We start from the raw sequence: 25,415 nt of genomic DNA, 5'->3' as shown, positions 1-25,415 counted from the left end.
AGATAATCGATGACTTCAGGAATTATTACAGCTTCCTACATTGCAGCCAGCGCCCTGTTTATCATGGCACTAGGCGGTCTTGCGCATCAGGAGTCTGCACGTCGCGGTAACTTCTATGGCATGCTGGGTATGGCGATTGCTGTCGGTGTTACCATCGTTGGCCTAGTCTCTAACAACTACGGACTTCTGGTCGGTGGTATTGTTGTCGGTGGTATCATTGGCTACATTCTGGCGCAACGTGTAGAAATGACCTCTATGCCTGAGCTAGTGGCGATTCTTCACAGCCTTGTGGGCCTAGCAGCCGTATTTGTGGGTTGGGCGAATGCTCTAGAGCATGCACCACTCACCGGTGTTGCTCAGTCGATTCACGCCGTTGAAACCTACCTTGGCATTCTGATCGGTGCGATGACCTTCTCTGGTTCCGTCATGGCTTACTTGAAACTAAGCGGCAAGATTGGCGGACGCCCTCTTCAACTACCAGGTCGTCACCTATTCAACATTGCACTCGGTGTGATCGCTTTATACTTCATGATTCAGTACATGGATACAGCGGCAACTGGCGGTGTCTTTGAATTGACGGTTATGACCATCATCGCACTGGTATTTGGTGTGCACATGGTGGCAGCGATCGGTGGTGCTGATATGCCTGTTGTAGTCTCAATGCTGAACAGCTACTCAGGTTGGGCTGCTGCAGCGATGGGCTTCATGCTAGGTAACGATCTACTCATCGTCGTCGGTGCTCTAGTCGGTTCAAGTGGTGCTATCCTCTCTTACATCATGTGTAAGGCGATGAACCGCAAGTTCCTAAACGTAATCTTTGGTGGTATTGGTCAGAAAGCTTCAAGCGGTGGTCCAGCAGGCCCTGCGGGTAATGCTGAAGACATTCGCTCGGTTGAATCGGATGAAGCGGCAGACATGCTTCTTAACGCTAAAGAGGTCATGATCCTACCAGGTTACGGTATGGCGGTTGCTCAGGCTCAACACACCGTATTCGAGATCACTAAGAAACTTCGCGACAAAGGCATCAACGTTCGCTTTGGTATTCACCCTGTAGCGGGTCGTATGCCTGGTCACATGAACGTACTGCTTGCTGAAGCGAAAGTACCTTATGACATCGTTTACGAGATGGAAGAGATCAACGAAGACTTCCCTAACGTTGACGTATCTATCGTTATCGGTGCCAACGACATCGTCAACCCTGCAGCACAGGAAGTACCAGACAGCCCTATCGCAGGTATGCCTGTACTTGAGCCTTGGAACGGTAAACAGACCATTGTCATGAAACGTTCTATGGGTACTGGTTATGCGGGTGTCGATAACCCACTCTTCTACAAAGAGAACACACGCATGCTATTCGGTGATGCTAAAGAGCGTTTGGATCAAATCCTTAAAGCGATTAGCTAATCCAGAGTTGATACTAAAACGGCACCCTCGGGTGCCGTTTTTTTTATGAGTAATCATTATCAGGAAGGCTGATATCAACCAGCAGAGGTTCAACCTTGTCGCCCTGCAACCCAATCATTTCGTCATAATAGGATTGATGCTCTAGCACCGCCCTTTCAACCCTTAATCCTTTGAACGGAATCTTGGCCGCTAGCTGAGATCGAAACACCTGAGGGCGCCCAGTGTCGTCAACTAGGGTTGATTGCCCAGTCTCAGTCGTTAATTGAACCAGATAGTGTTCACATTCAAAGGACTTCAATCTCAATTCAGATATAACCGGACGCTCACGATTGAGCTGCTCGATAGTTACTTTCATATGGCTTCCTTAAATCTACTTTTCAGGTTACGTCAGCTATACTCTTTCGGACCAAGCATTCATGCCAAACCTTCAAACCCAATATAAGTACAGAGACAAGACCTTGTGAATCCAATCTCTTTTATTGCTGTCGTTATACTGATTCTGCTGATACTCGGCTGGGTGAGATCTAAACCCAAAGAGCATCGACGCAGAGCTTGGCTTCAAGCCGGACTCATCACCCTAGCGCTGGTGATGCTCTTTTTAGCCATTACCGGCAGGATGCACTGGCTAGGCGCTCTGATTGCCGGCCTACTTCCCTTTGTTAAAAGTGCGTTTCCCTGGTTGCTGCGCCTACTCCCTTTTCTAAGGGCTCGACGCCAGCAACAAAAGAACAGCCCTAAACCCTCCGGAAACCCAAGCAAACAGGAGGCCTATGAAATATTGGGTCTTAAAGAGGGAGCATCAAAAGAGGAGATCCTTGCTGCGCATAAGCGATTGATGCAAAAAGCCCACCCTGATCGCGGTGGCAGTGATTGGCTTGCCTCTCGCATTAACTCGGCCAAAGAGACGCTTCTAAAGGACTAACCAGAGATGAAACTCGTCGACATCATCCGCTACCCGATCAAGTCGGGTCAGGCCGTGCATTTAGAGCAAGCGAACATAGAAACTAAAGGGATCGTTGGCGACCGTCGTTTCATGCTAGCGGAAGAGGATGGGCGGTTTATAACAGCTAGAAAAGATCCGATTCTGCTGGATCTGAACATCGAGTCAGACGGTCAGACTCTCTCTATCCTCTACAAAAACAAGATGATTGCGAAGGGTGATTTCAGCTCATCGGAGAGACTCAGCGTCACTGTTTGGAGTCGGATTACCTCAGTACAACGAATCAGGCTCAATAATAAGACGCTGGATTCCCTGTTCGAACGCAAAGTCTGCCTAGTGTTTAACGACAGTCAGGCAACAGAACTTGCAGAAAAGCGCTATGAGTGGGGCCCAATACTCAGTGATGGTTACCCTATTCTACTGACCAATACCGCCTCACTGGATGCACTTAACCATGCATCAGGCGGGCTGTTTGAAATGGCTCGATTTAGACCTAACCTTGTCATCGACAGTTCAATACCCTGGATTGAAGATAGCTGGAGTCGGTTTCAAATCGGAGAGGCCATATTTGAACGTCGCAAGCCATGCGAACGCTGTGTTTTAGTCACACGCGATCCCATCACTGGATTGAAAGATAGCCATCAGGAACCGCTCCGCACACTGCAGGCAATTCACTCTGGACCGAATGGGGAGATCAACTTTGGCCAAAATATTAGCTTGGTAAAGCCTGGAAAGGTCTCTCTTGGGGATAAAGTGACCCTAGTCGATGAACTGGGACACCCTATGTCGTAAAGCCTTGAGTTGATGCTTGTTCGGTTTAAGTTCAAGGTGACCAACCTCGTTATGCGCAACCCCCTTATCTAACAACTCAATCCAAGGTCTTACTAGTGTGAGTGGCGCACTGCCCTGAGCAAAGCGCTTTAAAGACTCAATCTGATGAGACGATAAAGCTCTCTGCTCAAGCGTTTTAGGTAGAGCCTCAAAACCAACTGGCATTGCCGACCTCAACTCTCTCTCAATCTCAAATTGATAACGAGAAACTGCCTGCTCGCATAGAAACTGAATATCGTCTGTGGCGTTGGCGTTTAACGCTTTCATAACCAGCAATGCGGGCTCACCCGCCACCGGATCGATACGATCGCCCATACGAATCGCTCTGTAGCCAGAAGCGTTCCAAAACTGCCACACCTCTTGGTATCCAGCAAAGCTAGCCCCCATGAAGTCGATCTGAGACGCAATCGCTTTCGCTTCAATAGAACGGAGCATAGCTGCGGCAATCCCTGATCTTCTGAAATCTGGCACGACCGCAATACGTGCAATTCGCCAGAAGCGCTTGGTACCTAGTGTGACCATACCCTCAGAGAATATGAGTGTTTGCGGAAGTAGATTGCCATTTGGCCGTCGAACACCCTGAGCGATCGCCTCAGAGAGCTCAGCAGACAGCTCACCCTCTTCTGAAATCCACGCAACACCAACCAACACTCCGCCCTGCACTGTCGCGAAAATAGATTGCCCTGGGGAGTCGAGTAGAACTCGTAGGTCGTTGGGTGAGGTTCGGTAGTGAGCTAGGTGTAGAAGCTGATAGATCGCCTGTAATCGATCAGGATGGCTAACAAGGCCATCGAGTTCTAAACCATACACGCAGTCATCAAAGCCTGAGAACGCCTTAGACGGCTCGCCTTCAGTCAGAAACAGCAGTTCATTGATCGTCTCTTCAAGCTGATCCCCTTGAGACCATCGAACCGGTTCAGCCAGCTGGGAGTAGTTAACACCCTCTCGCTGTAGACCCAAACGTTGTAGAAAACGAAGAGAGAAACCACGCCCAAATCCTTCATAGCCATTAACCGTTGTCGAGACTGCTAGATGATTGGCAATTTCAACCAGTTGATCAAGCAGAGGCGTTGCAATCGCGGCGGCTTCATCAATCACCAACAGTCGAATATCGGGGTTGGTACGCAGCTCCTGTAAGGCTTCAGCAGGATGGAGGAAGCGCGGCTGAAACTCATCGCTCTGCTGATAGAGAGAGTAAACGGCGCGCTTATCCGGTGCCGTCACAATGACCTGATTGGACTCCCAATCAGACTGTTTTAACGCATGGCCCAAAGCTGAGGATTTGCCGCGACCTCTGTCTGCTGTAATAACTCTGGTAGAGGTCGATAGAGACCAGTCATCAAGCAGGTTATCCACCACAGCCTGTTGGTCAGCAGTTAGGGCTATTGATTCAGATAATTGAGTGCTAGTTGTACTATTGAGCTCGACGGCGTCAATATCACAAATAATATTACTACTATGATTTAAACTATTGATTAATAATTGTATGTAGTTTGAATAATAACTTTCAGACTGCCCCAAGGCTTGTAAAAACGGATCAGCATAATTGGGCCAAACAGACGCTTTAGGAGTGATCAAAATCAGTACACCAGGAGCCCGAACAAGGCCCGCCCCTTGGGCCAGAGCATTAGGTGTGAAGCCGTCAAAAGCATTGAAGATAAGGTAGTCAATGGATTGACCAAGCTCTGTCGCTAATCGATCGGCTCTAATCGAACTAAAACCCTCTTGCGACTGACCGACTAACAACCCTTTCATAGAGTTGAGAGGGAGTTGATCCTTAAGCTGATTGATCGCCTGACCTGCCTCTACTTCTGACTCACACTGAAGCCAAACCAGTTTTCGATCGTTGATGGCCACTATCGATGACGCTCTAGATTGGCGAGGCGCTGCTCTTCATTCTTACGTAACAACAGATAGATCGCTGCAAGCCCCCCATGCTGGGGCTGACAGCTATGAAAGGCTAACACCTCATCAATGTTTGGCAGCCAGAGTGTCAGTGCACTTTTCATCTTGTTCTGAGGTGCCTGCAGATGCTTGCCACGTCCATGGGTAATCATGACTGTGCGTAGACCCAATCGGTAACACTCCTTTACAAAATTAGGCACCTCTTCACAGGCCTCAGAGAGCGTTCTGTTAATCAAATCAAGGCGCGCATCGACAGTGTATTTACCCAAACGGAGATTGCGATAGACCCCCTCTTGAACGCCATCGCGTTTCCACTCGACAGGGTCCAAGGGGTTCAACAGTTGATTGTCAGTAAATCGAAAGCGCTCATCAACCCCTTCGGCCTCACGTCGACGCTGTTCAAGAGCCTGCATATCACCACGTCTTAAGTGCTCGCGCGCAGAGACCTTAGCCTCTGCCTTAATCGGTTTAACTCCTTCACCTAGCATTAACGATGTGAAATCGTTTGTAATCTCTTGATCAGACACACTCATTACCTCAAAACCGGCAGAAAGACTTTAAACCGGTCAATAAAGTGATTATTGTTGCTGTAATAACGAATAACAACCCTGATTCGAATCAGTCGCCTGTTAAGGACACACCACTATGCAACGCGTCATTATCGCTCTTATTCTGATTATCATTGCAGTATCGACTTACCTTTTCCTGAACAAACCGGAAATATCCACTGACTCCCAAACCGGCGAAAGTGTGCAACCACAAAGCACCCCCTCACAACAGCCCCTTGCAGAGACAGAAAAAGCGGCCAAAAAGGTCATTAAAACACTGACCGAAGAGACCAAAGATGAAGCGCTCGATATTAAACAAGCGAATAACTTTGTTACCGGTGATCAACTGCTAGAACTACCCAACATGAAGAGTGAGGCCGCTCAAGTAGAGACCATTCAGACAGCTATGGAGGCCGCTGATGAGGCTCAAACCCAGGGTGTACAAACCTCAACCCTTGTTGTGAAGCAGCCACTCGTCAGCAATGAATCGGTGAAGCCTGATCAGATGATGAAACTCATCTCTGAAGACAATGTTATCAATACCAAAACACTGTCACCCGGAGACAAAATTCGTCTTAAAGAGCTTCTATCTAATCCCGACATCGCTGCCGGCAGTGTCTTCTACATTCATGCGGTAACCCCCAACGACATGCAAGGGCTCTGGGGCATATTGCAGCGTGGCCTTACCAACACCTTCCGTGAAGGGATCAAGCTCAGTGGTGAGAACGGACAAACGCTCATCGCAGAGATTCCAGAACTTGCTGACGAAGTGCTTGAGAATCAACGCTCCTCTTTCTTAGGCGAGTTCCTCTACTCTAAGGTGAACGACATCTACATTTACAACTACCAACAGGGAATGCTGGGTCAGGATCCAGACCTGATTAAACCCGGTCAACAGTTGGTGATTGTTAGTTATAGTGAAGAGGAGCTGATTAAAATTTACCAACACTTCACACGAGGCTAATCAGATGATCGATTTCTACACCTGGGGCACACCAAACGGCCATAAGATCCGAATCATGCTTGAAGCCTGTGGTTTCGAATATCAACTCCATAGAGTCGATATTCTTAACGATGAACAGTTCAAACCTGAATTTCTAGCCATCAGTCCCAACAATAAGATACCCGCCATCGTTGATCATGATGGTCCTAATGGCGAGGCTATCTCCCTATTTGAAACCGGTGCTATCCTGCTCTATCTCGCCGAGAAAAGTGGCCAGTTTATGCCCACAGAACCTAAAGCCTACTGGCAAGTGATGCAGTGGCTAATGTGGCAGATGGGTGGATTTGGACCTATGCTTGGACAGGCACATCACTTCAATAAATTTGCACCGGAACCTATCCCCTACGCGGTTGATCGCTACTGCAAAGAGGCGCATCGTCTTTGGGGTGTTCTGGATAAACAATTGGAAGGACGCGACTTTGTTTGTGATCAACTGTCGATTGCTGACTTCGCAATATTTCCATGGGCAAATCGCTTTGAATTTCAAAAAATAGAACCTGATCAATACCCCAATGTGGCCGCTTATATTGAGCGAATGAAGTCCTTTGACTTTGTCTCTAAAGGGCTAGAGATGCCTAGCACATAATGTTCAGGCTTGCTTTCATGGCGGGCCTTTTGGTTGTTTAAAAAATAAACAGCTGGCTTATTAGCCTAAAGTCTGTATAATTTGCGCCTCTTTCAACGATCCTCCACCTGCTTTTGACTTATGGGCCGCGGGTAACGGGATCCCCTAAAAGCAGGAAATCTGATGTCTGATACTGATCAGCCGATCACATTTAGTGATCTTGGCTTAAGCACGCCTATTCTCGACGCACTCTCTGACGTAGGCTATGAAACACCTTCTCCTATCCAAGCCGGCGCTATTCCAGCCCTTCTTGATGGCCGTGATATTCTAGGGCAAGCGCAAACGGGTACTGGTAAAACAGCCGCCTTCGCTCTGCCGCTTCTACAGAACGTCGATACTAGCAAGATCCACCCACAGGTATTGGTACTTGCTCCAACTCGCGAACTCGCCATTCAGGTAGCTGAAGCCTGCGAAAAGTACTCTAAGTACATCCCTGGTCTACGTACACTATCAATCTATGGTGGACAGGGTTACGACACACAACTTCGCTCTCTACGTAAGGGTGTGCATGTCATTATTGGTACACCAGGCCGTGTCATGGACCATGTTCGTCGCGGCACTCTTAGCCTAGACAAACTAAAGTGTTTGGTACTGGATGAGGCGGATGAGATGTTACGCATGGGCTTTATTGACGATGTAGAGTGGGTGCTTGAACACACGCCACCTACTCGTCAGATCGCACTCTTCTCTGCGACGATGCCACGTGAAATTAAAACGATCACTGAGCGTTACCTACAAAACCCTGTGCACGTAAAGATTCAAAGCAAGACTGAGACAGCCAGCACCATTCGCCAGCGCGTTTGGGAAGTTCGTGGCCTCTCTAAGTTCCAAGCGTTAACTCGCCTACTCGAAATGCATGAGCACGACGCAGCACTGATCTTTGTTAGAACTAAGACAGCAACTGAAGAGCTATCAGAACAGCTTATTCAGGCAGGCTTCTATGCAGCTGCACTGCACGGTGACATTCAGCAAGCACAACGTGAACGCGTTGTAGGCCGTCTAAAGTCTGGCAAACTTGATGTTGTCGTGGCGACCGATGTCGTAGCACGCGGTCTTGATGTTGAGCGTATTAGCCACGTTATTAACTTCGATATTCCTTACGATGTTGAGTCATACGTACACCGTATTGGTCGTACAGGACGTGCAGGTCGTCAAGGTGATGCGGTTCTTTTTGTGACTCATCGTGAGCGCCGTTTGCTTAAGTCGATTGAACGCCACACACGTTCAACACTTGAAACACTGGAACTTCCCGATGCTAAAGCTCTGAACCAATTGCGTTCACAGCGCCTAAAAGAGCGTCTTGTTAATGCGATTGATAAACCACAGACGGCTGACTTCCATAACCTGATCACTGAGCTCGTGACAGAGAGCGGTATCACAGCCTCTGCCCTAGCCGCTGCTGCACTTCAGCTTATCTATAAAGATAAGCCCTTCTATCTTGATGAGAAGGAGCCCAGCTTTAAAGAGCGCCCACGTCGTGAACGCTCTGATCGTGGCGAGCGCGGTGAAAGAGGTGATCGTAAACCTCGTCGTGACTCTGGTGCAGACGAAGGTAAGACCCGTTACTGGATCGGCGTTGGCCACCAACAAGGCGTTAAGCCGGGTAACATCGTCGGTGCGATCGCAAACGAAGCGAATATCAGCAGTGATCTGATTGGACGTATCAGCATCAGCGAGAACTTCTCAACGATTGATCTTCCAAATGATCTTAAGCATGCACAATTGAAGAAAATTGCCGATGCTCGTGTCTGCGGCAAACAGTTGTCGATTCGCCCATGGCAGGATGAGATGTCAGGTAAACCAACGCGTCGTAAAGGACCACCGCGCGACCGCAACAGCAAACCTAAAGGCAATCGCAAACCACGCGCAGAAAAAGCCTAACGGTATCCGATACTCAGCCTAAGGGGCTGAGTATCCTCCTCTACCCAACTATAAGCTTATGCAAAACCAGTCTTAAAAACCCACCTAATACGTTGATTTATTAATAATCAAATCCAACTAAAGTAGTAAACTGACGATCCTTTAGAGGCACAGCTTTGCCAATATCTGATAAGGATTATCTATGCTCCACTACACTCTCATCGCTTTTGCTCTGATTGCACTGTTAGCCATTGTGTTTGAAGAGGTAATTCATCTGAACAAAGCGAAATCGACTCTGTTTCTAGGCACGCTCTCTTGGATATTGATCTTCCTGTTTCCTGAACAAGGTGTTACGCCTGAGCAACTCAGGGATATGCTCAATGAAAACCTTTTAGATATCGCAGGGCTTTGGCTATTTTTAATGTCCGCGATGACCTTTGTCGCCTTTTTAAACCATCAAGGACTGATTGAGACGCTTATATATCGGCTACTACCCAGTCAAATCAGTGAACGCAAACTCATCTTTCTGGTCGGCATCTTCTCCTTTGTCTTTTCAAGTCTTTGTGACAACATCACAGCCACCCTGGTCTCCATTGCCTTGGTACTATCGCTAGGTTTAGAGAGACGAAAAACCCTTAGACTCTCTGTGCTGGTTGTATTTGCAGTCAACTCTGGTGGTGTATCGCTGATTACCGGCGATGTGACCACATTAATGGTATTTCTAGCCGGCAAGGTAGAGATTACTGACCTACTGCTACTTTCAGTACCAGCCTTCGTAAGCACCATGCTGTTAGCGGCCATGCTCTCTAAACCCTTGGTAGGTCAGGTGATTATTACCCCTACCCCACGCAAGGACGACAAGGTCGGTAAAGTCATTGCAGTTATATTTCTAGCAACCATTATTTCGACCATTATTCTCAATATTGTTGCGGGCATCCCACCGGTTTTGACCTTCCTTTTTGGACTATCCACCATGTTTCTGCTGGGCCGTTTTCTCTACGAAGAGGACACTCGTGAAAACCTGTTGGACTACGTTAGACGCATCGAGTTCGATACATTGATGTTCTTTTTGGGTATTTTGTTATTGGTGGGGATGCTCAAAGAGATTGGAACCCTAGACAGTTTAGTAGGCATCTATCAGGTCCTACCCATCACCGTTGCAAACTTTGCGATGGGTGTCTTCTCAGCCTTTGTCGATAACGTACCTTTGACAGCGGCACTGCTCAAATCTGGAGTAGAGATGTCAAAAGCCGACTGGTTATCCTTAACCTATTCTGTGGGTGTTGGGGGTTCGCTGCTGGCAATTGGGTCAGCAGCCGGCATCGTTGCAATGTCTAAAGTGGATATCCTAAATTTCGGAAGCTATGCACGTTACGTCGTCTATCTATCGATTGCATTTTTAGTTGGTTACCTGAGCAGTTATCTTTTAGGTAGCTATTTTGTTTAACGCGGAATGAAAACGGGCGACACTCTTACTGTTAACCATAACTTCTAAACAGTGAGTTGCCGCCCGCTTGGCCGAAAGCAATATTTCGACTCGTAATACCCTTCAAACCCGGGCCAGGCAAGCCAACTGCTGGATATCAGCTTCAGACTTTTCACTATTCAGTTTAGACCCATGGGTCTGGAGTTCAACTGAAAAAAATTCCATTCAGTTAGCTAAGATCATCCTAACTGACACGACCCTATTAATTGAGTTTTTTGCTGTAAAGTCATCCGCTTAATTGCGTATTCGCGCTGCGTGGCACTTGAACGATCTGCATGTTGCTCATGCCAGATAAGCTCCACAGGTCGTCTAGCTCGTGTGTATTTAGCGCCCCCAACCAGTTCACCATTGTGTTGACGGAGTCGTCTAGTGGGATCCGTGGTTACCCCTGTATAGAGGGTTTTATCGGAACAACGAACGACGTAAACAAACCAGTGAGACAAGCCAAACGCACTCAATAAAGATTAGAGCCTAGATATAATCACACCCTTAGCTGTAACTGCAACAGAGCGTTTTGCAAAGATTCAGAGGTGATCGGTTTACCCATAACGACATCAGCGCCAGCCTTTAACAACAGATCTCGTTCGTTACCGACCGTTGCGGCGGTTACTCCTAACACCTTCACATCACTTCCTGTCGCACGAATCGCTTCGACCAACTCATAACCGTTCATCTCCGGCATAAAGATATCCGTTATGATCAGATCCCATTTCTGTTCATTAAACAGATCTAGAGCCAGTTGGCCATTTTCCACAAGAACAGGGTTAGCCCCCAATTTTTGCAGTAAGTTTTCACTAAGCTTTCTGAGCATCAAATTGTCTTCTGCCATCAAAACACTCAATCCCTCGAGTGAAACCATCGATGCTGTCTCATCCGGGGTTGCTGACTGCTTAGGCTCAACCGGCATATTGATTGTGAAGCAAGCACCTCCTAGCGCCTCACTCTCTTTTACATTCAGAGTTCCGCCATTCGCTTGAATGATCTCACGACAGATTGAGAGCCCTAATCCGGTTCCATCCGCATCTGTATCGCCTCTTTCAAAGGGTTCAAAAATCGACTCATACTGAGAGGTAGGAATACCACGACCATCATCTTCAACAGAGATACGAAGCTGATGCATAGCCCCCTCATCGGCTGATGAAGGAGTAATTACTTCGACCTGAACTTGAACCATACCTCCTTGCCCGTGCACAACGGCATTCTTAACCAAGTTGGTTAAAACCTGTCGAATACCCCGCTGATCGAGATTGAATTGATGACCTGCCATATCATTCGATTTAACCGAGCATCGAATCTGTTGATTATCGAGCATCGTTTTAAGTGGTGTCAGTGATCGCTCTACTATCTCTATAGGACGAGCATTAGAGAGCTCTCTCTCTTGAATCAGTTCTGGTTCAACCACCGATCGTAAATCATCCAATACCGCTAGCAGATGCTGACTGGTAGAGCGAATATCACCAAGTGACTCTGTAATCGCCGCATTGTCCGCTTCCAACATCATATTCAGTGCCGCAGCCGGTGTTCGAAGTTCATGACCAATAACAGCAAACATCTGTTTCTGTTTTTGCAGCGTCTCTTCTAACCGCTTAACAGCCTGACTGCGCTCAGTAAGCGTAACCTCAAGTTGATGTCTTAGCAGAACATCATCTGTACGATTGATGACTGCGCCGCTAAACCCCTGCAATACACCCTCTTTCACTTCAGGACGAGCATTCAACTCAAGGTAACGCCTCTCACCAGAGGGGAGTAACAACTCTCTCTGAATCTTTTGAAAATTATTTGATTGCCAATTGTGGAGTCGATTTTTAAGCTGATCCTCTCCACTATCCGCAGCGATACGTGTGTTGATATCCTCTTGAGTAATTGTTGGATACTGATCTTTAGGGAGATCATAAAGGGATCTAAAGACATCATTCGCCGTTACGACACCGTTAATCAAGTCACTGTGAAAGAGTCCTATATCACCATATTCAGAAACATCGTTAAGCTGCTGCAGTACTTTTTCAGTCCGTTAGACCGACTCTGCAAGTGCCAGCTCCTTCTCTTTAATATCCGTTACATCCTGTGACAGCTGAATTCGAATCAGTTCACCCTTTGCATTGGTGTGCTCCGCAATCGTCGAATTTCTAACCCATTTAGTTCTATTCAACGCCTCTATGAAGAGCGGGTACTCAACGACCGATCCTATTTGAGTAAGCGCTTCTGTAATTTGATTGCGATATCTAGGCTCAGTAGCATTTAATCTAGCCTTACCGACCAATGGAGCAACATTCTCATTAGGGGGTTCAATTATCCAATGAGCCGTCTGATGATTAACGTTCTCCTCTATTAGCGCTAATTTAGAGGTGGTTAATGCTAAATGGAGTTGTCTGTCTAGAGCCTCTATCTTGGATAGCTGACGATTTCGAACGGTTAACTGATGCCAAATCCACCAGGCAAACAGAGCTGACAACAGTGCAACAATCAATAAGAGTAAGCCGATGTATGTCTGAACGTGTCTCTCGGTAAATATAGAGAGAGGCTCATTGATGATTGTGACTGGCCCCTTAAGATTGGACGTATCAGCCTGCCAACGCTCTAGCTCGTTGTAATCTAGAATGAAGCGCTTTTTAGGTGGTTCATAACCTTCAGATTGACCATAAGCCAATAGTGCTATCTTTTGACCCAGCTCTTTAGAAAGGGTCATATAGCCACCTAAACCACCGGCCTTAAGGCTTGAACTCTGCATCGATATCAAAGGGGCTACATCAAGATCAACGATCGGTTTAATTAGCTGTACCGGCAATCCATCATCCGAGACCGAACCAGCACCACGCCCTACCCATAAAATGACTCGATCTGCAGGAAGCTGTTTTAATCTGGATAGGGTCTCATCAAAACTTAACGACTCATCAAGTAGGGTTAAATCAAACTGATCAGCAAAGTTAAAATCCCATAGATCTTCAACCTCTACTCTACGTGAGGCTGGGGCAAGAACAACCAACTCTTTGATGTTTGGAAATAGCCTTGGGATTGAATCCAGCGTTTTCTCTAGATCAAACAGCTCCCCTTTCGAAAAACCGGGAAGTGCAGACATGTTGGTGTTAACACTAACAACGTCAATTGCATTGGGTTGCTTACTGGAGAGACCCTGAGCGACTCGCAGGGCAAAATTGCCTTCGGCGATGATCGTCGCGGGTAGTTTAGGGTAATTTTTATAAAGGGAATCGATATTGTGACGAAGGTAATCCGGCTCACTTCTGAAAGCATCCAATCGGTGGATGTAAACCTCTTTTTTGAATAACTCAGATTGATCAAACAGCAGCTGATACTGCTCATCAATAAATCCCTGAAAAACCTCTTGCTGAAAAGGGATCTGTTCGTGGCCAGTAAACAGAATCATTATCCGATTAGGATCCACTGGCTTATGGGACGCCGAAGTCGCTGTTAATGGGATTGAGATCAGTAGAGAGAACAACAACTGGGATTTAGCTTTTGCAAAATATTTGCAAAACGCGACGCATAAATAAAAACAATAGTTCAGCATGAATAATCCAACACCTAACCTAAACAGTTTCGAGCATCATTAACTTTGATGCCTATCTACTGTGGGTTAAGCAAAAGCCATGCCAACCTACAAACTATTAAGCGGAAAGTTGCTGTACCTGCTCTAAAGCATGATTAGCCTCTTGATGAACCTCACCAAACCAGGCCAGTTCTGAGTGAAGCTTAACCACCTCGCCGACGATGATGATGGATGGCGCGGGAAGTTGGGCACTCTCTTGTAGATCGGATATTGTCGATAGTGTACCGGTTAACACTCTTTGATCCTTACAGGTACCACGAGAGACAATGGCGACCGGTGTAGAGGCTGAACGACCCGCACCCATCAATCCCGCAGAGATTTCTGGCAAAGTGTGCAATCCCATATAGAAGACCAGCGTCTCATTCGTAGCTAATAGATCTGAGAAATCTAATTCTGCTTGTCGGCTCTTTAACTGCCCGGTTACAAATCGAACGGATTGAGCAAAATCGCGGTGAGTTAAAGGAATACCCGAGTAACTACTGCAGGCACTGGCCGCTGTAATGCCTGGCACTACCTGAAAAGGCACTCCCTGCTCTGACAAGGTTTGAAGCTCTTCACCGCCACGGCCGAAGATGAACGGATCCCCCCCTTTTAGGCGGACCACTCGCTTACCCTGTTTCGCATGTTTGACTAGCAGCTCGTTAATCCCCTCTTGTGGCAAGGTATGTTGATCACGGCGTTTACCCACAAAGATTAAATCGGCATCTCGACGACAAAGATCCACCACCTCCGGTGAGACCAAGGCGTCATACAACACCACATCGGCCTGCTGCATCAAACGCAGTGCTTTAAAGGTCAGTAGTTCAGGATCCCCTGGCCCTGCGCCGACCAGATAGACTTCACCCATTGGTGCTTTATCTTCGGCCGCTTCAATCGCTGACCTAAGTAACTGCTCAGCCTCATCTTGCTGTTCTGCAAATACCTTTTCGGCGACAGGGCCTGACAGTATCTTCTCCCAAAATAGGCGACGACCATCAACGGTGGAAAATTTCTGTTTCACCTGCTGTCTAAACCGTCCCACCAATGCACCTAAGTCGGCATAGCCTTGAGGGATGAGAGTCTCCAGTCGTGCTCGAAGATTTCTCGCTAAGACCGGTGCTTTACCCGCCGAAGAGATACCGACAACGATTGGGGATCGATCGACAATAGCCGGAAAGATAAACGTACAGAGTGCAGGACTGTCTACAACGTTGACCGGAACATTAGCAGAACGCGCGTCAAAAGAGATCGACTCATTGAGCGACTGATAATCGGTCGCGGCGACGACCAAGACTCTGCCTTGCAGTAGAGATTTACGATACTTACCTAGCTCAACCTGACCACCCTTCTGCTCAACCAGCATTTTCACCTCTTCACACACCTCTGGTGCTATAAGATGAATGAGCGCGCCAGCACGTGTTAATAGCCGTGCTTTACGCAAAGCCACGTCGCCGCCACCTACCAGTAGAACAGGTCGGTTTTTAAGATCAAAAAAGAGCGGTAAATATTCCATAAGAGTGGCTCTACAGTTGCGTATGAAGCCCGCACTCACGGGTCTCTAGCGCTTTAGTTGGATCAAAATAGTCATGCTCATTCGGCAAATTGTGTTCTAGCAGATAGGACTCAAGTTGAGCCTCTGTCAGCTCAAACAGTGGCGCCACCTTCAGCACACCATCTTTTGATTGGCTTAAGACGTCCAGTGACTGTCTAAACTCAGTCTGATCTTTTCGAATGGCGTTAAACCAGACGTCCGGCTTCAGATCAGTAAGAGCCCGCTGAAATGGCTCGATTTTGACCTGCTGTGTAAAGGTTTCATGCAGTGGGCTATCCACGTCAGGGATGCCACCCATGACCACATTACGATGCGCTGCTGTTTGTGCTGGCACATAGGTAATCACATTCAGATTTAGGTCTTGGATTAGCTTTTCGGCGAAGCGGTAGGTCGCCGAGGTGTTGTAACCTGAGTCAACCCAAAGCACTTTAATATCCGGTTTAATGGAGGTCACTAGATGCAGAATGACCGACTCATAGGGACGAAAATTGGTCGTAATAATCGGGTTATCACCCTGCTCTAGTGCCCACTCGACAATCGCTTGAGGGGTTGCACCGGCGAGTTGTTGATTAGCCTTTTTAATATCTAAGCTCATAATGTCTGCCTATAGATGGGTTGGTCGTTTCGCGCATCAGCCTGATAGTGCACGGAAATTTCTTGATAGGCTGTTTGGGCTTGTTCAGCATCGATCGGAGCCTGCAACAGCACTGAGTCAAAGCCACACCGATAGAGATAATCCAGTCGATCACGGCTCACCTCACCGCTGGCACGTATCTCACCCTGGAAACCTTCACGACGTAACAGGCGAGCAAAACTGAAGCCTCTACCGTCGCGTAGCGCTTCAAAATAGATTTCAACCAGCGATACCTGATTTAAACGTGGAATCAGATCATCCAGTGACTCCTCACTGCTGAGTCTGACGCCCAATCGTTCCTGAGGTTGTGCAATCGTCACGTGTTCAATAAGCTGAGTAAATGGTACAACGATGGATGACTCTGTAACGTCTGATAACTCTTCCTGAAAAACCCAAGGGTCATCACTGACTAAGGTTTTATACTTAAGCAACGGCATAGATTCTCTCCTTAAATGGCTCAACGCCTAGTCGGCGCACGCAATCGATAAACAGCTCATCACCCTTTCGTAGTTCCACATAGGTTTCTAGAAGACGTTTTAACGTATCGGCCACCTCATCAGCAGCGACAGCGCGTCCCAGCACTTTACCCAGTGATGCATCGGCTTCGCTCGATCCACCCAGTGTAATTTGATACCAATCCTCGCCCTTCTTATCGACGCCTAGGATACCGATATGGCCCACATGGTGATGGGCACAGGCATTAATACATCCCGACATATTGAGGCGTATATCTCCAAGATCATGCAGATAATCAACATCATCAAACGCATCATTAATCTGCTGAGCAATGTTCAGGGTTTTTGCATTGGCCAAAGAACAGAAATCAAACCCAGGACAGACAATCATATCGGTTAGCGTGCCGATATTGGCACGAGCTAAATTTGCATCACTGAGCGCTACCCAAACGGAGTACAAGTTTCTCTGATCAACATCGGCCAATAGAAGATTTTGATGATGCGTTGAGCGAATCTGTCCAAAGGAGAAACGATCCGCCAACTCTGCTACCAGATCCATCTGCAAAGCTGTGATATCACCCGGCGCCCCTAACTGCGGCTTAAGGGAGACGGTCACTGCACGATAGCCAGGCACTTTGTGCTGATGCGTATTTCTCTGATACCAGTGTTTAAACTCTGAATGGGTCTCTAGATAGTGATCCAATGTCGTGTCAGCAGCCGCTTGAGCGTTGTAGTCATGTGGCGTGAAGAAGTCACTGACCCGTTCAATCTCCTCTTGAGTAATTTGCAAATCACTCCCTTTGAGATGCTGCCACTCCTCTTCGACAAGATCACGAAACGCATCAGCACCCAGCGCATCAACTAATATCTTAATTCGAGCTTTGTACTTGTTATCACGACGCCCCTTTAAGTTATAAACCCTTAGGATTGCCTCCAAGTACGAGATCACCTCATTAGCGGGTAAGAACTGACGAATCACCTTACCTATTTTCGGTGTGCGCCCTAAACCACCGCCAACTAATACCTCGAAGCCTAGCTCGCCTTGAGCGTTCTTAATGAGGTGCAACCCAACATCATGAACTTGAGTGGCTGCACGGTCTTCTGGCCCTGAGGTAATGGCGATCTTGAATTTTCGTGGAAGATAGGCAAATTCAGGATGCAGAGTCGACCACTGTCGAATCAGCTCACACCAGGGTCTAGGATCAGAAATTTCAGTTGCGGAAACGCCAGCAAAGTGATCAGTGGTCGTATTTCGAATACAGTTGCCTGAAGTCTGGATCGCATGCAGCTGAACCTTTGCGAGATCCGCCAAAATATCAGGCACCTCTTCAAGTTTTGGCCAGTTAAATTGAATATTGGTACGCGTCGTAAAGTGACCATAGCCTCTGTCATATTTTCTAGAGATCGCAGCCAAAGCTCTTAACTGAGTCGAGGTCATCGTTCCATAGGGAATAGCTACCCTAAGCATAGGTGCCTGTCTCTGGATATAGAGACCATTCATCAGACGGAGTGCTAGAAACTCGTCATCACTCAAGTTCCCTTCTAGGTACCGCTTGGTTTGATCGCGATACTGTTCAACACGCTCATCAACGATCTTTTGATCAACGTCGTTATAGATATACATCGTCTACCCTAACCCTTTACTGAAATATTCTTTTAAACCGCTAAAACGAAACGGATACCTATCGCCATTAACAGACTGCCGATAATCGGCTGCATCAATTTAGGAGATAGATTCGCCCCTAATCGACTGCCTAACCAAACCCCGGGCAGTGAGCCCACTAATAGGTAGGCCAAAAGCTCCAAATCCACTGTACCCATCTGCATGTGACCAAACCCTGAGAAAGCCGTGAGCACGACGGCATGGACTAAGTCCGTTCCAACGATCGTACCCATTGAAAAACGCGGATAGAGCAAGATCAGCATGGCGGTTCCTAGCGCACCTGCCCCTACTGATGAAAGTGTGACCAACCCACCCAAAAAGAGACCACATAGCACCGTTAGATAGGGACGCAACTTTACAAGTGTTTGCGCAAAAGTCGTATCGGACTGCTTGTCTGAAAAACGACGAATTGCCTCACGAAAGAAGACTGCAATAGAGGTGAGTAACAGAGAGATCCCAAGCGTTAAGTTGATGGTTGATTCGAGAGTTGCCACCGAATCAACCTGACTGAGAAGAATCAGCGTCAAAAATGAGCTTGGCAAACTCCCCAACAACAGCAGTGCCGCTACACGCCACTCGACCAACTGTCTCTTTGCGTAATTAATGATGCCACCCGCTTTAGTAAATGCGGCGTATAGAAGATCCGTACTCACAGCCACTATTAAAGGCACACCAAAACCGACAATTAATATAGGCGTCATCAACGCGCCACCACCTATACCGGTTAAACCAATAACGAAACCAACCAAAAGGCCAGCAAAAGAGTATCCAAATTCCATGTGGTTGCTCCGTTATAAAGATAAGAATATAAATTACGAAATGGAATATATATACCTTTCTATATAACTCAAAATAATATTTAGTCGTAATATTATCCGAATCAGTTATATAGCTAATATTTATAGATGATAAATTTTATATAACCAAAACTGCTATCTTAATTTTTATATATTCTTTTGGGTTATATAAATTGGTATGCATAATGCGTTTTCGAAATTAAGGAGGCGCTATGAATCTTATTAGCTCGGATCGTTTGACCCATCTCAAACAGCTTGAAGCAGAGAGCATTCACATCATTCGTGAAGTGGCTGCTGAGTTTAATAACCCTGTTATGCTCTACTCTATCGGTAAAGATTCATCAGTCATGCTGCACTTAGCCCGTAAGGCTTTTTACCCTGGCAATCCTCCTTTTCCACTGCTTCATGTCGATACCACTTGGAAATTCCGAGAGATGATCGAGTTTAGAGATCAGATGGCAAAAGATGCGGGTATGGAGCTGTTGGTTCATATCAATCAGGAGGGCGTCGATATGAACATCAACCCCTTTGTCCATGGGTCCGCAAAACATACTGACATCATGAAGACTCAAGGCCTTAAGCAGGCTCTAAATAAGTATCAGTTTGATGCCGCATTTGGGGGTGCTCGTCGTGATGAAGAGGCGTCTCGCGCCAAGGAACGCGTCTTCTCATTTAGGGACCAAAACCACCGTTGGGATCCAAAAAACCAGAGGCCAGAGCTGTGGAATATCTACAACACTGAGATCAATAAAGGCGAGAGCATTCGTGTCTTTCCTTTATCGAACTGGACAGAGCTAGATATCTGGCAATACATATACTTAGAGAATATTTCTTTAGTACCACTTTACTTTTCTAAGCCGCGTCCAGTGGTTCAGAGAGATGGCATGACCATCATGGTCGATGATGAGCGTTTACCACTTAATGACGGTGAAGTACCTGAACAAAAATCGGTCCGTTTTAGAACCCTAGGCTGCTATCCATTAACGGGCGCCGTTGAATCTACAGCCACAACACTGCCTGAGATCATTCAAGAGATGCTATTGGCTACCACCTCTGAAAGGCAGGGCCGCGCTATAGACCATGACGGTGCAGGGTCCATGGAACAGAAGAAAATCGAAGGATATTTCTAGGATAGATATTATGAGTCATCAATCATCCCTTATTGCCAGTGATATTAACGCATACCTTGAGCAGCACGAGAATAAAGAGCTGCTCCGTTTTATCACCTGTGGCAGCGTCGATGACGGCAAGTCCACTTTGATTGGCCGCCTGCTTCACGACTCTAAAATGATCTATGAGGACCAACTTGCTGCCATCAATAAAGAGAGTAAGCGTGTTGGCACAACCGGCGATCAACCTGATCTAGCGCTGTTGGTCGATGGCCTTCAGGCCGAGCGTGAACAAGGCATCACCATTGATGTCGCTTATCGTTATTTCTCTACTGCAAAACGTAAGTTCATCATTGCCGACACACCCGGTCATGAGCAGTACACACGAAACATGGCGACCGGCGCATCAACAGCGGATTTGGCGATTATTCTGGTCGATGCCCGATACGGCGTTCAGACACAGACACGTCGCCACAGCTACATCGTTTCCCTACTGGGTATTAAACACATTGTCGTCGCGATCAACAAAATGGATCTCGTAGAGTTCGATCAGAATCGTTTTAACGAGATTCAGGCAGAGTATCTCGCTTTGGCCGATAAACTGGGCTTATCCGATATTCACTTCTGCCCTATATCTGCACTGCAGGGTGATAATGTTGTCGATCCATCCATCAACACTCCCTGGTACTCAGGTCCAACCCTTATGGAGTTGCTAGAGGATGTAGATACTGGACGTGCAACGTCTGAGGCTTTTCGCTACCCCGTACAGTATGTCAGTCGCCCTAACTTAAACTTCCGTGGCTATGCAGGAACCATCGCATCAGGCTCCATAGAGGTAGGTCAAGAGGTCAAAGTCCTTCCCAGTAATAAGCAATCCAAGGTTAAATCGATCGTTACGATGGATGGGAATCTTGAACGTGCTTTCGCTCCGATGGCCGTCACGCTGACGCTTGAAGATGAAATCGATATCTCACGAGGTGACACGCTGGTGCTGGCGAATGATGAGGTCGAGCCCATTAACGCCTTTAGAGCCAAACTGATCTGGATGGACCAATCTCCCCTTAAGGTAGGCAACAACCTTCTCATTAAAACAACAGCAGCGAAATCCTCTGGTCGAGTCACTGATATTCATTTCAAAGTGGATGTGAATAGCCAAGAGGCCTTGCCTGCAGATTCATTGACGCTTAATGAGATTGCAGAAGTCAGTCTGCAACTCGATCGCGCGATTCAGATGGATCCCTACCTAGAAAATGGTTCGACCGGATCCTTTGTTGTTATTGACCGCTTAACCAATAGAACCATTGCCGCGGGCATGATGGTTGACGCTGAGCAGCCGATTGAGAACAACGAAATACACTCTGAAACGGTGGTTGATGCTAGCCTTCGAGCTCGTCGCCTAGGCCATAACGCTCTGATTGTTGGACTACCGAATGTCACAAATTCGGTGCTGTTCACTCTGGAGAAACGTCTCTTCGATAGAGGCCTTCTACCGGCGGTGAGCAGCCGACTAGACGATGCAGTACTGTTAAAAGAGGCAGGACTCGTTGTTCTCAGTACTATCGAGGATGGAAGTGATATTGTCATTGGACCGCATGCAAACGCTGAGGTTTATCTCGATATCACCCTACCGACCGAAAAACAGGTAGATTTGATTCTGCAGTCACTGACTGAACTAAAGTTACTTTAGCGACGTCTAATTGACCTGAAACAACCGTTGATACTGGGTTATAGAGGCGGTTTAGGGTACACTCTAAACCGTTTTTATTAAGCTTCTTTTTGCTTTCAACGCCATAGCGATAGACGATGACTGAGTTTCTATTAATTTTAATCAGTACCGTACTGGTGAATAACTTTGTACTGGTTCAATTTCTAGGCTTGTGCCCCTTCATGGGGGTATCCAACAAGCTAGAGACCGCCATGGGGATGTCGCTCGCGACCACCTTCGTACTGACGCTCTCTTCTGTCTGCAGCTACTTGGTCTACACCTATCTGCTACTGCCATTTGATCTGATCTATCTACAGACGGTCAGTTTCATTCTCGTGATCGCTGTGGTTGTGCAGTTCACGGAGATGGTCGTACATAAAACCAGTCCACTGCTCTACAAGCTACTGGGTATCTTCCTGCCACTGATTACCACCAACTGTGCGGTATTGGGTGTAGCACTGTTGAACATTCGCAAACAGAACGACTTTATCGAATCCATTGGTTATGGTTTTGGTGCTGCAGTTGGCTTTTCGTTGGCACTGATTCTTTTCTCGGCGCTGCGTGAGCGCATTGCCGTTGCTGAGGTGCCAGTTGCCTTTAAAGGTCCAGCCATCGGTATGATTACGGCTGGCCTTATGTCACTCGCCTTCATGGGCTTTGCTGGCCTGGTTCAGTTCTAAGGTGGCCGCATGAGTAGCGTTGCACTAGCCATTCTTGTTCTCGCCATTCTGGCACTGATTTTTGGTGTCATTCTTGGCTTCGCAGCCGTCCGCTTCAAAGTGGAGGGTGACCCGATTGTTGATCAAATTGACGCCCTGTTACCACAAACTCAATGTGGCCAATGTGGTCACCCTGGCTGCCGCCCTTACGCTGAGGGTATCGCAGCAGGTGAAGCGATCAATAAGTGTCCACCTGGTGGGCAGACCACCATTGACCAATTGGCCGAGTTGCTTAACGTTGATTCTATTCCTCTGGACTCAGAGCACGGGGTCGAGGATGTTCGCAAGGTCGCTTACATTCGTGAAGATGAGTGCATTGGCTGTACTAAGTGTATACAAGCCTGCCCAGTCGATGCCATTTTAGGTGCAGCAAAACTGATGCACACCGTGATTGTCGATGAGTGTACCGGTTGTGATCTCTGTGTTGAGCCCTGCCCTGTCGACTGTATTGATATGTTGCCAGTGGCGACGACAACACTGAACTGGAAGTGGCCAGAACCACCTCAAACCAATAATCTGATTGCGACGGATAGACAGCCTCGCTTTGAGGAGAATCCATCGTGAAGGTATTCAGTTTTCACGGCGGCATTCACCCGCCAGAAAATAAGAAGCAGTCTACTCGCGCTTCAGTGCGGACCATGCCCATTCCTAAAAGCTTGGTCATTCCAACCCAGCAACACCTTGGTCTAGCCGCTGACCCAGTTGTCTCTGTTGGAGATAAAGTACTTAAAGGACAAATCATCGCTGAACCCGTAGGGCGCATCAGCGCGTCGTTGCATGCACCTACTTCCGGCACCGTTACCGCGATCGAAGCACAACCCGTGCCGCACGCGTCGGGTCTAACCGCTGAGTGTATTGTGATTGAATCAGATGGCCTAGACCAGTGGATTGAACATCAGGCAATTGATTACAAGGGCATAGAGCGTTCTGCACTGGTTAACCAGATTCGCCAAATGGGTATTGCAGGTATGGGGGGTGCAGGCTTCCCGACCGATGTGAAATTGAACTTGGGTTCAGATCACATTGTCACCACCTTGATTATCAATGCGGCTGAGTGTGAGCCCTACATTACTGCTGACGATATGCTGATGCGTGAGCACGCCTCTGAAATATTAGAAGGTATTAAAATCATTCAGCATCTGTTGGAGCCAACTCATACCCTAATCGGTATAGAGGATAACAAGCCCAACGCGATTCGCGCCCTCAATGAGGCGCTCGCTGAGGCTGATATCGATCTGGATCTCGTCGTGGTTCCGACCAAATACCCTTCCGGTGGTGAACGCCAATTGATTCAGCTGTTAACCGGTGTAGAAGTACCGAGCGGCAAAATACCGGCTGACATCGGCATTGTGGTGCAAAACGTTGGGACGGCTCAGGCGCTGCATCGCGCGATCAATCATGGTGAACCATTAATACAACGTATAGTGACGGTAACCGGTGAGGCGGTTGAGCACCCTGGGAACTTCTGGACACTGATTGGAACACCTTTTTCAGAACTGCTTTCGGCGGCTGATCTAAAACCGGGCGCCATGCATCGTCTGGTGATGGGTGGTCCAATGATGGGGGTTGCCGCAGAAACCGATTCAATTCCGGTCATCAAAACAACCAACTGTCTGATCGCGGCGACCGATAGCGAGATGCCAGAAGCACCTGCGGCACAGCCCTGTATCCGTTGTGGTATGTGTGAACAGGCCTGCCCTGCACAACTACTTCCGCAGCAGCTCTACTGGTTTGCAAAAGGCAAAGAGTTTGAGAAGGCGAAAAACCACAACCTGTTTGACTGCATAGAGTGTGGAGCCTGTGCCTACGTCTGCCCTAGCAGCATTCCTCTGGTGCAATTCTATCGTTTTGCTAAATCTGAAATCCGTGCAGAAGAGCTTGAACAACGCAAAGCTGACCATGCTCGTGAGCGATTCGAAGCGAGACAAGCTCGCCTAGAACGCGAGGCAATCGAGAAAGCAGAACGACGTAAAGCACGAGCAGCCGAAGCGGCTAAAGCACAAGCAGAACGGAAGAAGCAGTCCAGCAGTGAAACTACGCAAGATGACACAGCGGCACTGAAAACGGCTGCAGCCGTTGCCAGAACCAAATTGAAGAAAGCCGAGGTCGCCCTCAAAAATGCCCAAGATAAAGGTCTGGATGGCGTTGAAACTCTGCAAGTGACTGTCGATAAACTAAAACAGGCAGCGACTGAGGCTGAACAGGCCTTGCAGAACAGCTCTAATACGGAAGCAGCCCAATCTACGCCAGCTAAGAGTGAACCTAAAGAGGCTAAACCGGATCTTAAAGCGCTGAAGCAACAAGTTTCGATCATGCGCACCAAGTTGAAGAAGGCAGAGGCCGCCGAAGAGAGAGACGAAAGCGAAATCGAAGCGTTGAAGTCTCGCCTAGAAGAGGCAAGCAAAGCACACGCTGACGCTGACAATGCTCTGATTGAACTGGCCCAGAGAGCAGGAATTGATCTAAAACAGCTGCGCATTGATGTTGCCATGGCGAAGGTTGCTGTGACCAAGATTGAACGTGCAATCAGTAAGAGTGACGACGAGACAGAGCAAGAAGCTCTGAAAACCGATCTTAAGTCAGCCAAGACCCATTTCGCTCAACTTGAATCACAACTTAAACCGTACGAGTAGGA

The 25,415-nt window shown here is 47.6% G+C and carries 23 protein-coding genes; 12 read left to right on the top strand and 11 right to left on the bottom strand.

Annotated features, from left to right (window positions below):
• Nucleotides 1-9 precede the first annotated feature (9 nt).
• Entirely contained in the window at nucleotides 10-1,404 is a 1,395-nt protein-coding gene (locus XMG48_RS04495) for an NAD(P)(+) transhydrogenase (Re/Si-specific) subunit beta (RefSeq protein ID WP_173480872.1), read from the top strand.
• 43 nt (nucleotides 1,405-1,447) lie between these two features.
• Here the strand turns inward: XMG48_RS04495 and XMG48_RS04490 are convergent, their stop codons facing one another.
• Entirely contained in the window at nucleotides 1,448-1,759 is a 312-nt protein-coding gene (locus tag XMG48_RS04490) for a DUF6482 family protein (protein ID WP_173480871.1), read from the bottom strand.
• A 105-nt stretch (nucleotides 1,760-1,864) separates the two neighbouring features.
• Here XMG48_RS04490 and XMG48_RS04485 point away from each other — a divergent pair, with 105 nt between their 5' ends.
• Both XMG48_RS04485 and XMG48_RS04480 read left to right on the top strand, forming a co-directional pair.
• Nucleotides 1,865-2,326 (top strand): DnaJ domain-containing protein, encoded by a 462-nt coding sequence (locus XMG48_RS04485; protein ID WP_173480870.1) that lies wholly within the window; start codon nucleotides 1,865-1,867, stop codon nucleotides 2,324-2,326.
• Nucleotides 2,327-2,332: 6 nt separating this feature from the next.
• The gene (locus XMG48_RS04480; RefSeq protein ID WP_173480869.1) at nucleotides 2,333-3,136 is read left to right on the top strand and encodes an MOSC domain-containing protein; all 804 of its coding nucleotides are present in this window, start codon (nucleotides 2,333-2,335) and stop codon (nucleotides 3,134-3,136) included.
• Here the strand turns inward: XMG48_RS04480 and XMG48_RS04475 are convergent.
• Nucleotides 3,104-5,032: a GNAT family N-acetyltransferase gene (locus XMG48_RS04475; RefSeq protein ID WP_173480868.1), complete on the bottom strand. Its 1,929-nt coding sequence runs from the start codon at nucleotides 5,030-5,032 to the stop codon at nucleotides 3,104-3,106. The genes XMG48_RS04480 and XMG48_RS04475 overlap by 33 nt on opposite strands.
• A complete protein-coding gene (gene smrA, locus XMG48_RS04470) occupies nucleotides 5,032-5,613 on the bottom strand; it encodes a DNA endonuclease SmrA (RefSeq protein ID WP_173480867.1) in 582 nt (193 codons plus the stop codon). Before smrA ends, XMG48_RS04475 begins: the two co-directional genes overlap by 1 nt.
• Before the next feature lie 112 nt (nucleotides 5,614-5,725).
• Here smrA and XMG48_RS04465 point away from each other — a divergent pair, with 112 nt between their 5' ends.
• The 4 genes from XMG48_RS04465 to nhaD all read left to right on the top strand — a co-directional run bounded on the left by XMG48_RS04465 (nucleotide 5,726) and on the right by nhaD (nucleotide 10,563).
• Nucleotides 5,726-6,592, top strand: a complete 867-nt coding sequence (locus XMG48_RS04465) for a hypothetical protein (protein WP_173480866.1) — start codon at nucleotides 5,726-5,728, stop codon at nucleotides 6,590-6,592.
• Between the two features lie 4 nt (nucleotides 6,593-6,596).
• Nucleotides 6,597-7,217 carry a glutathione S-transferase family protein gene (locus XMG48_RS04460; RefSeq protein WP_173480865.1) on the top strand — a complete coding sequence of 207 codons (621 nt, stop codon included), beginning with the start codon at nucleotides 6,597-6,599 and terminating at the stop codon, nucleotides 7,215-7,217.
• A 162-nt stretch (nucleotides 7,218-7,379) separates the two neighbouring features.
• On the top strand, nucleotides 7,380-9,137 hold the full coding sequence (locus tag XMG48_RS04455) for a DEAD/DEAH box helicase (protein WP_173480864.1): 1,758 nt from the start codon (nucleotides 7,380-7,382) through the stop codon (nucleotides 9,135-9,137).
• 181 nt (nucleotides 9,138-9,318) lie between these two features.
• Entirely contained in the window at nucleotides 9,319-10,563 is a 1,245-nt protein-coding gene (gene nhaD, locus XMG48_RS04450) for a sodium:proton antiporter NhaD (protein ID WP_173480863.1), read from the top strand.
• A 218-nt stretch (nucleotides 10,564-10,781) separates the two neighbouring features.
• On the opposite strand, the gene XMG48_RS04445 is transcribed toward nhaD, so the two are convergent.
• The 8 genes from XMG48_RS04445 to XMG48_RS04410 form a co-directional block, all read right to left on the bottom strand.
• The gene (locus XMG48_RS04445) at nucleotides 10,782-11,045 is read right to left on the bottom strand and encodes a GIY-YIG nuclease family protein (protein WP_173481161.1); all 264 of its coding nucleotides are present in this window, start codon (nucleotides 11,043-11,045) and stop codon (nucleotides 10,782-10,784) included.
• Between the two features lie 38 nt (nucleotides 11,046-11,083).
• Nucleotides 11,084-12,541, bottom strand: coding sequence for a hybrid sensor histidine kinase/response regulator (locus tag XMG48_RS04440; RefSeq protein ID WP_173480862.1), 1,458 nt, complete (start codon nucleotides 12,539-12,541; stop codon nucleotides 11,084-11,086).
• A gap of 72 nt (nucleotides 12,542-12,613) precedes the next feature.
• Nucleotides 12,614-13,984 (bottom strand): hypothetical protein, encoded by a 1,371-nt coding sequence (locus tag XMG48_RS04435; RefSeq protein WP_173480861.1) that lies wholly within the window; start codon nucleotides 13,982-13,984, stop codon nucleotides 12,614-12,616.
• A gap of 241 nt (nucleotides 13,985-14,225) precedes the next feature.
• Complete coding sequence (gene cysG / locus XMG48_RS04430) at nucleotides 14,226-15,659, bottom strand: siroheme synthase CysG (protein ID WP_173480860.1); 1,434 nt, start codon at nucleotides 15,657-15,659, stop codon at nucleotides 14,226-14,228.
• A 10-nt stretch (nucleotides 15,660-15,669) separates the two neighbouring features.
• Nucleotides 15,670-16,293 carry a phosphoadenosine phosphosulfate reductase family protein gene (locus XMG48_RS04425; protein ID WP_173480859.1) on the bottom strand — a complete coding sequence of 208 codons (624 nt, stop codon included), beginning with the start codon at nucleotides 16,291-16,293 and terminating at the stop codon, nucleotides 15,670-15,672.
• Entirely contained in the window at nucleotides 16,290-16,769 is a 480-nt protein-coding gene (locus XMG48_RS04420; RefSeq protein WP_173480858.1) for a DUF934 domain-containing protein, read from the bottom strand. The genes XMG48_RS04425 and XMG48_RS04420 overlap by 4 nt, the downstream gene beginning before the upstream one ends.
• Complete coding sequence (locus XMG48_RS04415; RefSeq protein ID WP_173480857.1) at nucleotides 16,756-18,411, bottom strand: nitrite/sulfite reductase; 1,656 nt, start codon at nucleotides 18,409-18,411, stop codon at nucleotides 16,756-16,758. The genes XMG48_RS04420 and XMG48_RS04415 overlap by 14 nt, the downstream gene beginning before the upstream one ends.
• A gap of 32 nt (nucleotides 18,412-18,443) precedes the next feature.
• Nucleotides 18,444-19,229 (bottom strand): sulfite exporter TauE/SafE family protein, encoded by a 786-nt coding sequence (locus XMG48_RS04410; RefSeq protein WP_173480856.1) that lies wholly within the window; start codon nucleotides 19,227-19,229, stop codon nucleotides 18,444-18,446.
• Nucleotides 19,230-19,459: 230 nt separating this feature from the next.
• Between XMG48_RS04410 and cysD the strand changes: the two genes are divergently transcribed.
• From cysD to rsxC, 5 genes are all read left to right on the top strand, one after another.
• Nucleotides 19,460-20,377, top strand: a complete 918-nt coding sequence (gene cysD, locus XMG48_RS04405; protein ID WP_173480855.1) for a sulfate adenylyltransferase subunit CysD — start codon at nucleotides 19,460-19,462, stop codon at nucleotides 20,375-20,377.
• Nucleotides 20,378-20,387: 10 nt separating this feature from the next.
• Nucleotides 20,388-22,043, top strand: coding sequence for a sulfate adenylyltransferase subunit CysN (gene cysN / locus XMG48_RS04400; protein ID WP_173480854.1), 1,656 nt, complete (start codon nucleotides 20,388-20,390; stop codon nucleotides 22,041-22,043).
• Nucleotides 22,044-22,159: 116 nt separating this feature from the next.
• Nucleotides 22,160-22,741 (top strand): electron transport complex subunit RsxA, encoded by a 582-nt coding sequence (gene rsxA, locus XMG48_RS04395; RefSeq protein ID WP_173480853.1) that lies wholly within the window; start codon nucleotides 22,160-22,162, stop codon nucleotides 22,739-22,741.
• Between the two features lie 9 nt (nucleotides 22,742-22,750).
• A complete protein-coding gene (rsxB, locus tag XMG48_RS04390; protein WP_173480852.1) occupies nucleotides 22,751-23,344 on the top strand; it encodes an electron transport complex subunit RsxB in 594 nt (197 codons plus the stop codon).
• Entirely contained in the window at nucleotides 23,341-25,413 is a 2,073-nt protein-coding gene (rsxC, locus tag XMG48_RS04385; protein ID WP_371731432.1) for an electron transport complex subunit RsxC, read from the top strand. The genes rsxB and rsxC overlap by 4 nt, the downstream gene beginning before the upstream one ends.
• Nucleotides 25,414-25,415 lie beyond the last annotated feature (2 nt).

Origin of the sequence: Marinobacterium sp. xm-g-48 (genome assembly GCF_013282925.1) — a bacterium.
Lineage (GTDB): Bacteria > Pseudomonadota > Gammaproteobacteria > Pseudomonadales > Balneatricaceae > Marinobacterium_E.
Note: the sequence above shows the minus strand (reverse complement) of the source record. Positions and strands in the feature narration are given on the sequence as shown.